Here is a 14,280-nt window from a genome sequence, read left to right on the forward strand (position 1 = left end):
CAGGTGCCCGGTGGCCGGAAAGAACAGTAAGTCCGCCGCTGATCCGGCGCAACGCAATCCAGCACCATACGAAAGAGCTTAAAAAGCTTGTAACGCGACCGAAACGAAAAGAGCCCGCCGCCGCCCCTCAGCGGCTAGAAGTACTCGGTGCGCAGCCTGTCCGTCTCTGCCACCACGGCCTCGCGGGTGACCGGGTCGTTCAGGTCCGCACCGCCCGAGGGCACGGCGTACCAGTGCGTCTGCGGGACAGGGGAAAGGCTGCGCCGGCCGACGACCTGTACCTGCCCGCGCGGCCTGGCATCCACCACGGACTGGATCAGCGTCGACGCCAGCACCCGCTCCCGGAAGGCCTCCGGCACGCGGTTCTCCTCGGTCAGCGCCGCCTCGAAGCGTTCGCCGTCCATCGTGCGCCACGTGAACGTGCCTGATTCGCCGTTCCAGGAGCCGCCCGCCACCAGTTCCCACCGCCACACCTGCCACTGGCCCTCGCGGCGCAGCGCCAGTTCCTCGCGCGTGATCGCGAGGACGACATCGCCGTCGCCGATGCCGTGGGCCAGGACGTGGGGCTGCGCGCCCAGGAGGGCCGCAAGGCCTGAGAAATCGACGCGGGTGGGCCGCTTGAAGAACGCCATGGGCCCATTGTGCCCTGTGGAAAAGAAGTGTTGTCCGTCGCGTGTTGTCCACATCCCCAGCCGTGCGGGCCGACACGGCCCGTCCGCTCGGCAGGGTGGGCGACATGAAGATCCCAGAGCTCGATCTCCCCCACGTCATGCTCGCCACAGGCGAGGACGCCCAGCTGGCCAGGGCGGTGGAGGCCGGCCTGTATGCCCACCACCTGCTCGAGGAGGGGAGGCTGGACCCGCTGTTGCCGGCAGTGGTGGCGCTGGGGCGGCGGGCCGCCGAACGGTTCGCGTGGGTGGGGATCCGCATGGCCCTCAAATACGCCCGCCGTACCGCCTATCTGTCCGGCCTGCCCGAGGACGAACTCTTCCAGGACGGTTGCGTGGCGGTGGGCGAGGCGATCCGCCGCTACGACCACGCCCGCGGGATCAGGTTCTCCACGTTCGTCCACGAATACCTCATGCGCGAACTGGCGGACGGTGGCCGCCACTGGATCGGCCGGCCCACCGTCAGCCGGGCGGACAGACGGGCCGCGCGCATGGCGGTCCGCGCCATGGACGCCCGCGGCCTGGCCGACTCCGAATCCGCCGTCGACACCGTGGTGACGGCGATGGGCCTGTCCCCCACCGCCGCCCGCAGGGGCCGCATCCGGCACGTGAGTCTCGACGTCGCGCTGGAGAGCACCGGGCTTGCGCACCTGAGCTACGAGCCGTGCCACGGGCAGGGCCTGGATTTCCTGACCCTCCTCGTGCCCCGGCATCGCCGGCTCCTGCAGTTGCGCTTCGGGCTCACGGGGCAGGCCCGCACGCTGGCGGAGATTGCGCAGATCATGCAGGCCTCCCCCTCCACGGTCAGCCGGTGGGAGCGGGAGGCGCTGGAGGCCGCCCGCCTCCTCTTGGCCGGGGAACGCACGACGGCGGCGGCCGCCTACAGTGAGGCGGCCGCCGCCGTCGGGTGAAGGGCCGGGCTCAGTGCGAGATGGCCTCGCCGGCACCGGCGCCGGTCATGGAGCGGACCTCCATCTCGATGGCGAACTCGTCGTCACCGCGTGTGGGCGAGGAGATCGTGCCCAGATAGCCCGCCAGGAAGGCCAGCGGCACGCTGACCAGGGCGGGGTTCGTCAGCGGGAACCAGGAGAAGTCGATCGCCTCCCCCAGCATCGCCGTCTTGGAGCCGGAGATGGCCGGGGAGAAGACGATCAGCACGGTCGCGGAGATGAGACCGGTGTAGATCGACCAGACGGACCCGCGAGTGTTGAACCGCTTCCAGTACAGGGTGTACAGGATCGACGGCAGGTTGGCGGAGGCCGCCACGGCGAACGCCAGCGAGATGAGGAAGGCGATGTTCTGGCCGTTGGCGACGATGCCACCGAGGATGGCGAGGAAGCCCACCACCACGGAGGTGTAGCGCGCGACCTTCACCTCCTGGGCGGGATCAGCCTTGCCGTCCTTGATGATGTTGTTGTACACATCGTGGGCGAACGACGCAGACGCCGTGATGGTGAGCCCCGCGACCACCGCGAGGATGGTGGCGAAGGCCACGCCGGAGATGATGCCCATGAAGACCTCACCGCCGAGGTTGAGCGCCAGCAACGGGGCCGCGGAGTTCTGGGCGCCGGGGGCGGCCATGATGGCGTCCTGACCCACGAGCTTGGCCGCACCGAGGCCGAGGACGAGGGTGAACAGGAAGAAGATGCCCACCAGGATGATGGCCCAGACCGCCGAGCGGCGGGCCTCCTTCGCCGTCGGCACGGTGTAGAAGCGCATCAGCACGTGCGGCAGGCCCGAAGGGCCGGCGATCAGCGCGATGGACAGCGACAGGAACGACAGTTTGGTCCAGATGGACGTGCCGTACTGCTGCATGGGGGCGAGCAGGTCGTTGTTGGCCGCCGCGTCTGCGGCCATGGCCAGCTTGTCGAAGTTGAAGCCGTCGCCCATGAGCACCAGGAAGGTCATGATGGCGGCGCCCGTGACCAGCAGCACGGCCTTGATCATCTGCACCCAGGTGGTGCCCTTCATCCCGCCGATCAGCACGTAACCGACCATGAGCACGCCCACCAGGCCGATGACGACGCCCTGCATGGACTTGTCGGTCACACCCAGCAGCAGCGCGACGAGGCCACCCGCGCCGGCCATCTGCGCCAGCAGGTAGACCAGCGAGATGATCAGGGTGGACGTGGCTGCGGCGGTCCGGATGGGCTTCTGTTCCATGCGGAAGCTCAGGACGTCGGCCATGGTGTACTTGCCCGTGTTGCGCATCGGCTCTGCCACGAGGTACAGCGCCAGGAGCAGCGCGACGAAGAAGCCCACCGAGTACAGGAAGCCGTCGTAACCGTAGAGCGCGATGGCTCCGGTCACGCCGAGGAAGGCCGCGGCCGAGAGGTAGTCGCCTGTGATGGCGAGTCCGTTCTGCCGGCCGGAGAACTTGGCGCCGCCGGTGTAGAAGTCGGTCGCCTTGGTCTTCTGGCGGCTGACGACGATGACGACGGTGAGCGTCGCCAGGACGAACACGGCGAACACGGCGATGTTGATCCAGGGATTGCCGTACTGGGTCTCGAGCAGCATCACACCGCCCCCTTCTCGATGAGTTCCTGCTTGAGCTCAGCCGAGACCGGGTCCAGCTTTGTGTTGGCGTAGTTGACGTAGATGGCTGTCCAGACCCACACGAGGGCGAACTGGAAGAAGCCGATCACCAACCCGACGTTGACGCCCTCGAGGCCGAGGAACGGCGAGGACATGAAGTCAACGGCGAAGATGGACAGCACCACGAAGGTGAAGTACGAGGCCAGCCCGGCGATGGTCATCGGGAAGGCGAAGTTGCGGAAGCGCGAGCGCAGCTGCTGGAACCGCTGGGAGCGGGCCACTTCCAGGAAGACCTCACGGCTGTTGTTCTGGATCGGGGAGGGTTCGGTTGTTCGGCCTTGGGACATCGTTCTCCTGAAGGTCGGCGAGACCACATTGTCTCGACGTCAAGATAATACGCAGATGCGTTGAGCGATTGCAAGAATTTGCCTGCAACTGCCTGCTGTCAGGCTAGTCCTACATGCTGTAGTTGTTTGCGTTTCATCTCCAACTGGGTCAGGTGTGCGAACTGCGAGCGGTGCCCCGTCGGGTCCTTGACCGGGTCGGTCCGCTGCAGCTTCGACTTCACGTCGGCGATCTCGTGCGTCACCCGGGTGAGTTGCAACTGTGCCGTGTGCGCCAGTGAATAACTTTCGTCGGGCTCCCGGAACAGGGGTTCCACAAGCAGCGCGACCACCAGTTGGGCCACCAGCTCATTGGGCGCCGCCGCGCGGACGCGGTCTGACCAGTTCTCGCCGTACTCCACCCCGGACAGCAGCCGGAAGACGGCGCGGTACCCGGGGTGCGTGAAATCCTCCTCCACCACGGAGTTCCAGGCCGTGTCGAAAGTGACGGGGTGTTGCAGCATCAGCTTCAGCGAATCGCGTTCGAGCCGCAGATGCGGATCGTTCGGATTGGGCCAGCCGGGCTCGGCGGCGCGCTCCTCAGGCGCCGGGGGCGGCGGGGGTTCAACCGGCGCACCGGCATTGCGGCGGCCGAAGCGGCCGGCTTCGCGGCGCACGTCGTCGACGTCCATGCCCAGCACCCCGGCCAGCTCACGGAGGTACTGGTTGACCAGCGACTGGTCGCGGATCGCGCTGATGAGTTCGGCGCCTTCCCGTGCCGCCGCCAGCCTGCCGTCGGCCCTGTCCAGGTCGTAGCTCTTCGCGATGTTGTTCATCACGAACTGGTACAGCGGGATGCGTCGCGCCACGAGCTCGCGGACCGCCGCCTCGCCCTGCTGCAGCCGCAGGTCGCAGGGGTCGAGGCCGGTGGGTTCGACGGCGACGTAGGTCTGGGAGATGAAGTTCTGGTCGCCCTTGAAGACCTTGAGCGCAGCCGCCTGGCCCGCCTTGTCGCCGTCGAAGGTGAAGATGACCTCGCCGTGCAGGCCGCCCTGCGTGCCCATCAGCCTCTGCAGCAGGCGCGCGTGGTCGTCGCCGAAGGCCGTGCCGCACGAGGCGATGGCGGTCTCCACGCCGGCCAGGTGGGCGGCCATCACGTCGGTGTAGCCCTCGACGATCACGGCCTGCTGTTTGCGGCCGATCTCGCGGCGCGCCAGGTCGAGGCCGTACAGGACGTGCGACTTCTTGTAGACCGGGGACTCCGGGGTGTTGATGTACTTGGCCGGCAGCCGGTCGTCGTCGTAGATGCGCCGGGCACCGAAGCCGAGCACGGCCTGGGCGGAATCGCGGATGGGCCAGAGGACGCGACCGGTGAAGAAGTCCCGGCCCCCGTCGCGGATCAGACCCGCGGTCTTCAGCACGTCGTCGGTGAAGCCCTTGGCCTTGAGGGTCTGGTGCAACGCCCAGCCGTGCCGAGGGGCGTAGCCGACGGTGAAGCGCTGGGCGACGGCGCGGTCGAAGTCGCGGCCGTGGAGGAAGCGGCGGGCCTCCACCGCTTCTGCCGACTCCAACTGGTCGGCGAAGAACTCCTGCGCGGCCTCGTTGGCCTCGAGCACCCGCTTGCGGAGACCGGGCGGCTGGCCCGGGACGCCATCGTCCTCGATGCGGAGGTCGACGCCGAAGCGGTCTGCGAGCATCTGGACGGATTCCTGGAACCCGAGGTTCTGCTGGCGCATCAGGAAGTTGATGACGTCGCCGCCCTCGCCGCAACCGAAGCAGTAGTAGAAGCCGCGTGCCGGTGTGACGGTGAAGCTGGGGGTCTTCTCGTCGTGGAAGGGGCACAGGCCCTTGAAGGAACCGGAGCCGGCGTTGCGGAGCATGACGTAGTCGCGAATCACATCGTCGATCCGAGCCCGTTCCCGGACGGTTGCGATGTCCTCCTCATTGATCCGGCCAGCCACTCCGCAACTCTAGCCGCAACCCGGCAGCGATAGAGTTCGGGTGGATCGGAGGCTGGATGGAGATCGCAATCGGCTGGCCGTTGGCCGTCGGCCTGGTGCTGCTCGTGGCGCTGGGAGCCGGGGTGGCGCTGTGGGGCCGTGTGTCCGTGTGGCGCACCATCCCCTGGGTCGCCCTGCGCGCGGCCGTGCAGCTGTTGCTTGTCTCGTTCCTCGTCGGTTTCGCGCTCTCCCACTGGGCGCTGGCCTTCGCCTTCGTGTTCGTCATGTTCATCGTCGGCGTCCTCACCACGGCGCAGCGCACCGACATCAAGGGGCTCCGGGGGCACCTTGCGGTGGCCGTCGCAATGGCGGCAGGCGCCGTGCCCGTCCTGACGATCATCTTCGCCACCGGCACTGCGCCCCTGACCGGCCCGTCGATCGTGCCGATCGCGGGAATCATGGTGGGCAACATGATGACCGCGCACACGCTGGCGGGCCGCCGGAACTTCGCGGAGCTGCGTAACCGCCACGATGAGTACGAGGCCTGGCTGGCGCTCGGGGTGGAGCGGGGAAGGGCCATCCGCAACGTCGTCTCCCCCACGCTCCATGAGGCGCTCATCCCCTCGCTGGACCAGACCCGGACGGTGGGACTGGTGACGCTGCCCGGCGCCTACATCGGCGTGCTGCTCGGCGGCGGTTCCGCCTGGGACGCCGCCGCGGCCCAACTGCTGGTGCTCGTGGGCATCAACGCCGGCCAGGTGTGCACTGCGGTGGCCGCGCGCTGGCTGTCGACCAGGACGTGGCTCCTGCCGCCGGACCTCGCCGTCAAGCTGCACGCCTGACCGGACGCTTACCGGGTCAGGCTCCGCGGCCGATGCCCCGGGGCAACCTGGACGGGTCCCAGCCAAGGCGACGCTGCGCCTGCTCGAAGGCGAACCGGTCCGTCATCCCGCCCACATAGGCGACGGCGCCGCGCACGAGGTCGTCCCCGTGGTACTCCTGCGGCAAGGCCCGCGGGTTCTCCAGATAGAAGTTCACAAGGTCGCGCAACACGGCCACGACCGTGCTGGACTGCGCCACGGACTCGGGCCGCGTGTAGATCCGTTCGTAGTTGAACCGCCGCAGTTCGGCGAGGGCCTCGGCCGTCGTCGCATCCATGCCGACGGTGCCGGTCTCGCCCGTGGTCACGATCACCGCGTTGATGAACGTGGCCAACTGCTCGCGGCGGGTGGTGCCCACCACGTCACGGATCACGGGAGGCAGGTCCGCGAGGTTGACGATGCCGGCGTATACGGCGTCCTCGAGATCGTGGGCGCAGTATGCGATCCGGTCGGCCCAACTGACGATCTCCCCCTCGATGGTGGAGGGCGCCGGGCGGGACCAGGAATGGTTGCGGATGCCGTCGAGCGTCTCCAACGTCAGGTTGAGGGGTTCGAGCACCACGTCGGCGCCCCAGGGCCCGTGGTCGTAGCCGGTGGCGATGAACTCGTCGAAGGCGTCCTCTGAGGCGTGTCCCCCCGGCCCGTGCCCACAGTCGTGGCCGAGCGCGATCGCGTCCGTCAACGTCACGTTGACGCCGATCCCGCGGGCCATGGCGATGGCGCACTGAGCCACCTCGATGGCGTGCGTGAGGCGCGTGCGCTGGTGATCCGTCGGGTAGACCACCACCTGCGTCTTCCCCGCCAGCCTGCGGAAGGCGGCTGAATGCACGATGCGGTCGCGGTCGCGCTCGAAGCAGGTGCGCATCCGGTCCGGCGCCTCCGCCCGGGCGCGGTTCCCGGCGCCGGACGCGAAGGTCGCCTCCGGCACATAGAGCGCGCGTTCCAGTTCTTCCCGCTGGGCACGCTCACGCGGCGGCCGGGCGCTGATGCGGGCCGACGACGAGCTGTGCGCGGTGATCACGTCGTCGCCGTGGCCGCGCATCGTGTGCGCCCAGAGCTTCGTGCGGGGCAGGATCTCGTTCATCGGCCCCCAGCCTAACGGGCCTGGTGGGCAGCCGACCGATCAGCGCTCGTTGCGCGGCACCCACTGCGACAGCTGGGGGCCGACGTAGACCTGCCGGGGCCGGTAGATCCGCTGCTTGGCGTCGTCGGTGACTTCCTTCCAGTGCGCGATCCACCCTGGCGTGCGTCCGATGGCGAACAGCACGGTGAACATGTCCACCGGGATGCCGATGGCACGCAGGATGATGCCGGAGTAGAAGTCGACGTTCGGGTACAGCCTGCGGGAGGCGAAGTACTCGTCGGTCAGCGCCGCCTGTTCCACCTCCCGGGCGATGTCCAACAGGGGGTCGTCGATGTGCATGGCGTCGAGGAGCTTGTCCGCGGCCTCCTTGAGGATCTTGGCCCGCGGGTCGAAGTTGCGGTAGACCCGATGCCCGAAGCCCATGAGTTTGATGCCGGACTTCTTGTCCTTGGCGCGGTCGACGTACTGCTTGGCCGTCCAGGACCCCTCGTTGATCTGCTCCAACATGTCGATCACGCCCATGTTGGCGCCGCCGTGCAGCGGGCCCCAGAGCGCGTTCACGCCGGCCGAGACGGCCGCGTACAGGTTCGCGCCGGAGGACGCCACCATGCGGACCGTCGACGTGGAGCAGTTCTGCTCGTGGTCCGCGTGCAGGACGAGGAACATGTTGAGCGCGTGGGCCACTTCGGGGGTGGGCTCATAGTCGCGGTACGGCACCGAGAACATCATGTGGAGGAAGTTCTCTGCGTACGGCAGATCGTAGCGGGGGTAGGCGATGGGCTGGCCGACGTGCGACTTGTAGGACGCGGCGGCGATGGTGCGGGTCTTCGCGAGCAGGCTCGCGGCCGCCTCACGGAAACCGTTGCCGGTGGTGAAGCCGTGCTCCGGCATGTCGTGCGCCTGCAGGGCGTTGATCATCGACGACAGGATGCTCATCGGGTGCGCGTTGACCGGGAATCCGTCGAAGTGCTTGCGCATGTCGCGGTGCAGCGCGGAGTTCTCCGTGAGCAGCGATCGGAAGTTGGCGCGTTCGTCCTCGTCGGGGAGTTCGCCGAAGATCAGCAGTTCGGCGGTCTCGATGAAGCTCGAGCGCTCGGCCAGGTCTTCGATCGGCACGCCGCGGTAACGCAGGATGCCCTTCTCCCCGTCGATGAAGGTGATGGCCGACTGCGCCGAGCCGGTGTTCGCGTACCCCGGGTCCAGGGTGATGAGGCCGGTGTCCTGCCTGAGGTGCGCGATGTCGATCGCGCGCTCGCCCTCTGTGCCGGTGACGATCGGCAGCCGGTGCTCGGCACCGTCGATCGTGATGGTGGCGTACTCCTGCATGGGCACCTCCATGTCCAGAGCCCCCTGGAGGAGGGCTGGGTGCGTCAAACCTACAGACGACGCCCGTGCGGGCTCACCGGGGGTGGGACTAACCGCCTGAAACGTCCAGTTCCGCCTCGGACAGATCCAGGTCGCAACCCGAGGTGTCGTCGTACCAGCCGTGCGGGAGCACGACCTTGCCCCGGGGTGATCCCTGGCGCCCACGCGGGGTGCCGAGTTCGGCCACCGGGAACTCCGCACCGGCGTCCAGCATCCCGACCAGTTCTTCGAGTTCTGCCATCGAGGACACCATGGCGAACCGGCGGCGCAGCTCGCCCACCGGATAGCCCTTGAAGTACCACGCCATGTGCTTGCGCAGATCGACGATGCCGCGGGGACCCATCACCCGCGTGAGCAGTTCGGCGTGCCGCAGGAGCATCTGACCCACCTCGCCCAACGAGGGACGCAGGCGCTGGCCCTCGCCGCGGAACGCGGCCGCCAGGTCGCCGAAGAGCCAGGGCCGCCCCAGGCAGCCGCGGCCGATGACCACGCCGTCGCAGCCTGTCTCGGCCATCATGCGCAGGGCGTCCTCGGCCTCCCAGATGTCGCCGTTGCCCAGTACGGGGATGTCGACCTCGTCGACGAGTTCCTTGATCCGGGCCCAGTCCGCCTCGCCCGAGTACGCCTGCTGCACCGTGCGCCCATGCAGGGCGATGGCGGCCGCGCCCTCTTCCTGCGCGATGCGGCCGGCGTCGAGGAAGGTCTCGTGCTCCTCGTCGATGCCGATGCGCGTCTTGATGGTCACCGGCACGCCGAACTCGTCCGCTGCCCTGACTGTTTCGCGGACGATGGCGCGGAGGCGGTCGCGCTTGTAGGGCAGCACTCCGCCGCCGCCCTTGCGGGTCACCTTGGGCACGGGGCAGCCGAAGTTGAGGTCGATGTGGTCCACGCTGTGCTCGCGGATCAGGACGCGCGCGGCACCGGCCATGGCGTCTGCGTCCACCCCGTAGAGCTGAACGGAGCGCGTGGTCTCCCCGGGGTCGAACTGCAGCATGTCGCGGGTCTTCTGGTCACCGACGACCAGGCCGCGGGAGGTGATCATCTCGCAGACGTACAGGCCCGCGCCCTGTTCCCGGCACAGTTGCCGGTAGGCCGCGTTGGTCACACCGGCCATCGGCGCCAGCACCACCGGCAACTCGACGACGACGGCGTCGGGGTTGCTGGGCGCATGCAGGCGGAGGGGTGCGGCGTTGACGGTCATGTGGTTGGGGTCCTCGGGATCGGCGACAGACCAGTCTAACCGTGCCCCTCCGGTCTGCCGAAAAGTCAGAGGCCCCTGGGTACGTTCTCGCCCAGTTCATCGGGCGGTAGGTACGCGCTGGGCTCGTCCAGGGCCCGCGACAGCAGTGGCGTGAGCAGCATCTTGGCGTCGAAACCGTTGAAGGAGCGGCGGTAGGCGCCCACCGACTCCCACCGCGAGACCAGTGCCCACAACTCAGGTTCGTCGAGGTTCTGCACCAGGTCCATGCTGAGGCAGCCAGGCCGCTGGGACCACCACTCGACGGCGCCGGCGGCGTCCGCGGCAAAGGACGGGCCGGGTGACGAGAAGCGACTGATGGCGAGCATGCTGCCACCGTACCGTTTGACTCACCGCCCACCGCTGTTGATAATGGTTCTCATGAACGTGAAGCTCCGCGCCTCCCTGGCTGTCGCCGCAGCCACCACCCTCGTCCTCACCGCCTGCGGTTCCCCTTCCTCCGGGAGTACCGGCGGTGAGGGCCCCACTGTGATCGCCGCGTTCTACCCGTTGCAGTGGGCGACGGAGCAGGTGCTGGGCGAGGCCGAAGGCACCGTCGAGGTGCTCACCAAGCCGGGTGGCGAGGCCCACGGCCTCGAACTCACGCCGCGCCAGATCGCCTCGCTGACCGAGTCCGACGTCGTGGTGTACCTCGAGGGATTCCAGCCCGAGGTCGACACCGCCGTCGCGCAGACAGGGAGCGAACGGGCACTCGACGTGACCGACGTGATCGAACTGGCCCCCATCGCCGAAGCCCATGGCCACGATGAGGCCGAGGACGAGCACGGCGACCTCGACCCCCACTTCTGGCTCGATCCCGAGCGGATGGGCACCGTCGTCGAGGCCATCGCCGAGCGCCTCGCCGAAGCATCCCCCGAACAGGCCGACACCTATCGGGCCAACGCAGCGTCCGCCGTCGAAGAACTGAAGGCCCTCGACGAGGAGTACTCGACAGGCCTGAGCGAGTGCGTTCGCCGTGAATTCATCACCACCCACGCGGCGTTCAACTACCTGGCCGAACGCTACGACCTCGAGGAGATCGGCATCTCGGGGATCAACCCCGACGGCGAGCCCTCCCCCGCACGGATCGCGGAGGTCCATGAGGAGGCGAAGCGGCACGGCGTGACCACCATCTTCTTCGAGACCCTCACCTCGGATGCCATGGCGAAGTCGATCTCCGGCGACCTCGGGTTGAAGACCGCCGTGCTGGATCCCCTCGAAGGCGTCACTGAGGAATCACCGGGCGACGACTACCCTTCCATCATGCGCGCCAATCTGGAGGCGCTGAGGAGTGCCAATGACTGCAACTGACCCTCTCGACGCACGGGGGCTCTTCGTCTCGATGGGCGGCATGCCCATCCTGCGGGACGTGAACATCCACGTGGACAGCGGCGAGGCCGTCGCGCTGCTCGGCGGCAACGGCTCCGGCAAATCCACCCTGGTCAAGACCCTGCTGGGTCTGGTCCCCTACCAGGAAGGCTCCGTCGAACTCTTCGGCGAGCACCTCCCCGGTTTCCGCGACTGGTGGCGCGTCGGCTACGTGCCGCAACACTCGGCCATCAGCGTCCCCAACGCCACGGTGCGCGAGATCGCCGCTTCCGGCAGGCTGGCGCACCGTCGGCCCTTCCAATGGTTGACGCGCAAGGACAAGGCGGCACTCGACGAGGCGCTGGAACTCGTGGGTCTGCAAGAACGGATGCACTGGCCGTTCGGATCGTTGTCGGGGGGCCAGAAGCAACGGGTCCTCATTGCCCGCGCCCTGGCATCTCATCCGGATCTGCTGGTGATGGACGAACCCCTCGCAGGTGTCGACCTCCACAGCCAGTCCGGCATGGCCTCGTTGCTGAGCCGCCTGCGCGACGACGGCTTGGCGCTCCTGGTGGTCCTGCACGAACGCGGCTACATGGAGCCCATCCTCAGCCGCTCCGTGACGCTCTGCGACGGCCGCGTCGTGGACGACGAACACCCGTCGGCCGCTGAATGCGCGCCAGACCTGGCCCCCGCCTCGGTGTTCGGCGTCGAGGACCCCCTGTCAGGAGTGCTCGCATGATCGACATCCTCTCGCTGCCGTTCATGCAGCGCGCGCTCGTCGCCGCCATGCTGAGCGGCCTCATCGCGCCCGCGATCGGCACCTTCATCGTGCAGCGCAAGATGAGCCTCCTGGGCGACGGGCTCGGCCACGTCGCCATCATGGGCGTGGGCCTCGCGCTCATGACCGGGAGCGCTCCCCTGCCCATCGCCGTGGTCACCTGCGTCATCGGTGCGATCGTCGTCGAACTGCTACGCCAGCACGGCAAGGCGTCGGGTGACCTGGCGCTGGCCATCCTGTTCTACGGCGGCCTCGCCTCCGGCGTGCTGATGGCCGGCATCGCCGGTCAGGGCGCCGCCGGCCTCTCGGGCTTCCTCTTCGGCTCGCTCACGTCCGTCAGCCAGACGGAGATCTACGTCATCATCGCGCTCGCGGTGCTCATCCTTGGCATCACCATCACGCTGGCCCCCCGGCTATTCGCCGTGTCGGTCGACGAGAACTACGCCCAGGTGCTCGGCATCAGGGTGAAGTGGCTGAACCTGCTCGTGGTGGTCCTCGCCGCCGTCACCGTGACGGTCTCGATGCGCACCGTCGGGCTCCTCCTCATCAGCGCCCTGATGGTCATCCCCGTGGCCACGGCCCAGCAGTCGTTCGTGGGCTTCACCGCCTCCTTCTTCGGCGCGATGGGCATCGGCGCACTGGCTGCGGTGGGCGGCACCGTTGGTTCGTTCTACCTGGACACCGCCACCGGCGCCACCATCGTCGTGACCTCGATCGCTCTGCTGGGCGTGTCATGGCTCGTGGGAGGCAAGCTCAAACGGTCCAGCCGCTTCATCCCCTACGTCGAGGACCACGGCCAGCACCCGCACGAGAAGGCCGAGAACCACGACGACCGCCATGCCCGCCAGCCGGGCGTCCAGGTGATCCAGCATGGCGACCACCTGGACTTCGTCCACGACGGCCACCGCCACGCCCGCCACGGAGACCACTATGACGAGCACTGACGCCCCCCGCGCCGGCACCCGCCAGACCTGGCAGCGCGCCGCGGTGCGCGACCTGATGGAGCGCGTCGAGGAGTTCCGCACCGCTCAACAGGTGCACGACCTCCTCCGCGACGACGGCGCCAAGGTGGGCCTGGCCACCGTGTACCGGGCGTTGCAGTCGATGGCGGACGCCGACGAGGTGGACGTGCTGCGCACCCCCGAGGGCGAACTGGCCTACCGGGCCTGCTCCTCCGGTCACCACCACCACCTGGTGTGCCGCTCCTGCGGCCACTCGGTGGAGATCCAGGCCGACGAGGTGGAGGAGTGGGCGGCGCTGATGGCGCGCAAGCACGGCTTCACCGACGCCGGGCACGAACTGGAGATATTCGGCCTCTGCCGCGACTGTTCCTAGCCCCCGGCAGAGGCGAGGATCTCCTCGATCACGACGGCGACCCCGTCGTCGTCGTTGCTCAAGGTCACGTGGTCTGCAGCGGTGCGGGCCTCGGGCTCGCCGTTGGCCATGGCCACCCCCAGCCCGGCCCAGCGCAACATCTCCAGGTCGTTGATGTTGTCGCCGAAGACGACGACGTCGCTGCGGTCGATCCCCCGTGCTGCGCAGTAGCGCTCCAACGCGCTGGCCTTCGTCACGCCGTCGGGCCCTACCTCGAGGAAGGGAGCACCCGACGTCGTCGGGTGGCAGCCGGGCACCCGGAGGGCGCGTGCGGCGGCGAGCAGGTGGTCGGGCAGGATCGCGTCGTCACGCACCACCAACTTCAGTGAGGCCTCGGCCAGCACCTCCTCGCGTGGGCCGTACCAGTGGCGAACCGGCCACCGCGTCTCCCAGGCGCCGAGATCCTGGAGCCCCGGGTAGCCCTCTTCGGCCATGTACGAGTCGCCTGCCGAACGAACCGACACCAGCTTGATGCCCGGGAACAGCTCCAGCAGCCGGTCAGCGATCTCCCGCTGGGAGGAGAGTTCCATCGTCTCCTCGAAGTGCACCTCGCGTGAGTTGAGGTTCATCGCCACCGCCCCGTTGGAGCCGATCGCGTCACCGTCGAGGGCAGTGCCCTGGACGATGGCAGCGATGGAGTAGGGCTGTCGCCCCGAGATCGCGATCACCTCGAGGCCTGCGTCCTTGGCCGCGCGGAAAGCGGCGCGGGTCCGCTCGGAGATCTGGTGCGCCGTCGTGATCAGGGTGCCGTCGACGTCGGTCGCCAGGAGTCGTGCCATGGCCC

The 14,280-nt window shown here is 68.3% G+C and carries 15 protein-coding genes; 6 read left to right on the forward strand and 9 right to left on the reverse strand.

Annotation, left to right across the window (positions count from 1 at the left end):
• Positions 1–134: 134 nt before the first annotated feature.
• Positions 135–632, reverse strand: a complete 498-nt coding sequence (locus ACZK4S_RS09025; RefSeq protein ID WP_076059037.1) for a hypothetical protein — start codon at positions 630–632, stop codon at positions 135–137.
• A 104-nt stretch (positions 633–736) separates the two neighbouring features.
• Here ACZK4S_RS09025 and ACZK4S_RS09030 point away from each other — a divergent pair, with 104 nt between their 5' ends.
• Positions 737–1,579: a sigma-70 family RNA polymerase sigma factor gene (locus tag ACZK4S_RS09030; protein ID WP_143570863.1), complete on the forward strand. Its 843-nt coding sequence runs from the start codon at positions 737–739 to the stop codon at positions 1,577–1,579.
• A gap of 10 nt (positions 1,580–1,589) precedes the next feature.
• On the opposite strand, the gene ACZK4S_RS09035 is transcribed toward ACZK4S_RS09030, so the two are convergent.
• The 3 genes from ACZK4S_RS09035 to dnaG all read right to left on the reverse strand — a co-directional run bounded on the left by ACZK4S_RS09035 (position 1,590) and on the right by dnaG (position 5,487).
• Positions 1,590–3,185 carry a monocarboxylic acid transporter gene (locus tag ACZK4S_RS09035; protein ID WP_076059042.1) on the reverse strand — a complete coding sequence of 532 codons (1,596 nt, stop codon included), beginning with the start codon at positions 3,183–3,185 and terminating at the stop codon, positions 1,590–1,592.
• Positions 3,185–3,550 carry a DUF485 domain-containing protein gene (locus ACZK4S_RS09040; RefSeq protein WP_076059045.1) on the reverse strand — a complete coding sequence of 122 codons (366 nt, stop codon included), beginning with the start codon at positions 3,548–3,550 and terminating at the stop codon, positions 3,185–3,187. Before ACZK4S_RS09040 ends, ACZK4S_RS09035 begins: the two co-directional genes overlap by 1 nt.
• A gap of 98 nt (positions 3,551–3,648) precedes the next feature.
• Positions 3,649–5,487 carry a DNA primase gene (gene dnaG / locus ACZK4S_RS09045; protein ID WP_463644028.1) on the reverse strand — a complete coding sequence of 613 codons (1,839 nt, stop codon included), beginning with the start codon at positions 5,485–5,487 and terminating at the stop codon, positions 3,649–3,651.
• 56 nt (positions 5,488–5,543) lie between these two features.
• Here dnaG and ACZK4S_RS09050 point away from each other — a divergent pair, with 56 nt between their 5' ends.
• Entirely contained in the window at positions 5,544–6,308 is a 765-nt protein-coding gene (locus ACZK4S_RS09050) for an ABC transporter permease (protein ID WP_459397592.1), read from the forward strand.
• 16 nt (positions 6,309–6,324) lie between these two features.
• Here ACZK4S_RS09050 and ACZK4S_RS09055 read toward each other — a convergent pair whose 3' ends face one another.
• The 4 genes from ACZK4S_RS09055 to ACZK4S_RS09070 form a co-directional block, all read right to left on the reverse strand.
• A complete protein-coding gene (locus ACZK4S_RS09055) occupies positions 6,325–7,431 on the reverse strand; it encodes an HD domain-containing protein (protein WP_463644029.1) in 1,107 nt (368 codons plus the stop codon).
• A 39-nt stretch (positions 7,432–7,470) separates the two neighbouring features.
• Complete coding sequence (locus tag ACZK4S_RS09060) at positions 7,471–8,769, reverse strand: citrate synthase (RefSeq protein ID WP_463644030.1); 1,299 nt, start codon at positions 8,767–8,769, stop codon at positions 7,471–7,473.
• 76 nt (positions 8,770–8,845) lie between these two features.
• Entirely contained in the window at positions 8,846–9,997 is a 1,152-nt protein-coding gene (gene dusB / locus ACZK4S_RS09065) for a tRNA dihydrouridine synthase DusB (protein WP_463644031.1), read from the reverse strand.
• 65 nt (positions 9,998–10,062) lie between these two features.
• On the reverse strand, positions 10,063–10,362 hold the full coding sequence (locus tag ACZK4S_RS09070; RefSeq protein ID WP_182764729.1) for an antibiotic biosynthesis monooxygenase family protein: 300 nt from the start codon (positions 10,360–10,362) through the stop codon (positions 10,063–10,065).
• Between the two features lie 52 nt (positions 10,363–10,414).
• Here ACZK4S_RS09070 and ACZK4S_RS09075 point away from each other — a divergent pair, with 52 nt between their 5' ends.
• Genes ACZK4S_RS09075 through ACZK4S_RS09090 form a run of 4 tightly spaced genes read left to right on the forward strand, consistent with a single transcriptional unit; the run spans position 10,415 to position 13,457 of the window.
• Positions 10,415–11,344: a metal ABC transporter substrate-binding protein gene (locus ACZK4S_RS09075; protein ID WP_463644032.1), complete on the forward strand. Its 930-nt coding sequence runs from the start codon at positions 10,415–10,417 to the stop codon at positions 11,342–11,344.
• On the forward strand, positions 11,331–12,083 hold the full coding sequence (locus ACZK4S_RS09080; RefSeq protein ID WP_463644033.1) for a metal ABC transporter ATP-binding protein: 753 nt from the start codon (positions 11,331–11,333) through the stop codon (positions 12,081–12,083). The genes ACZK4S_RS09075 and ACZK4S_RS09080 overlap by 14 nt, the downstream gene beginning before the upstream one ends.
• Complete coding sequence (locus ACZK4S_RS09085) at positions 12,080–13,066, forward strand: metal ABC transporter permease (protein WP_459397586.1); 987 nt, start codon at positions 12,080–12,082, stop codon at positions 13,064–13,066. The genes ACZK4S_RS09080 and ACZK4S_RS09085 overlap by 4 nt, the downstream gene beginning before the upstream one ends.
• Positions 13,053–13,457, forward strand: coding sequence for a Fur family transcriptional regulator (locus tag ACZK4S_RS09090; protein ID WP_076059064.1), 405 nt, complete (start codon positions 13,053–13,055; stop codon positions 13,455–13,457). Before ACZK4S_RS09085 ends, ACZK4S_RS09090 begins: the two co-directional genes overlap by 14 nt.
• On the opposite strand, the gene ACZK4S_RS09095 is transcribed toward ACZK4S_RS09090, so the two are convergent.
• The gene (locus tag ACZK4S_RS09095; protein WP_076059067.1) at positions 13,454–14,275 is read right to left on the reverse strand and encodes a Cof-type HAD-IIB family hydrolase; all 822 of its coding nucleotides are present in this window, start codon (positions 14,273–14,275) and stop codon (positions 13,454–13,456) included. The genes ACZK4S_RS09090 and ACZK4S_RS09095 overlap by 4 nt on opposite strands.
• Between the last annotated feature and the right edge of the window lie 5 nt (positions 14,276–14,280).

Source organism: Tessaracoccus zhenghani, from assembly GCF_055326325.1.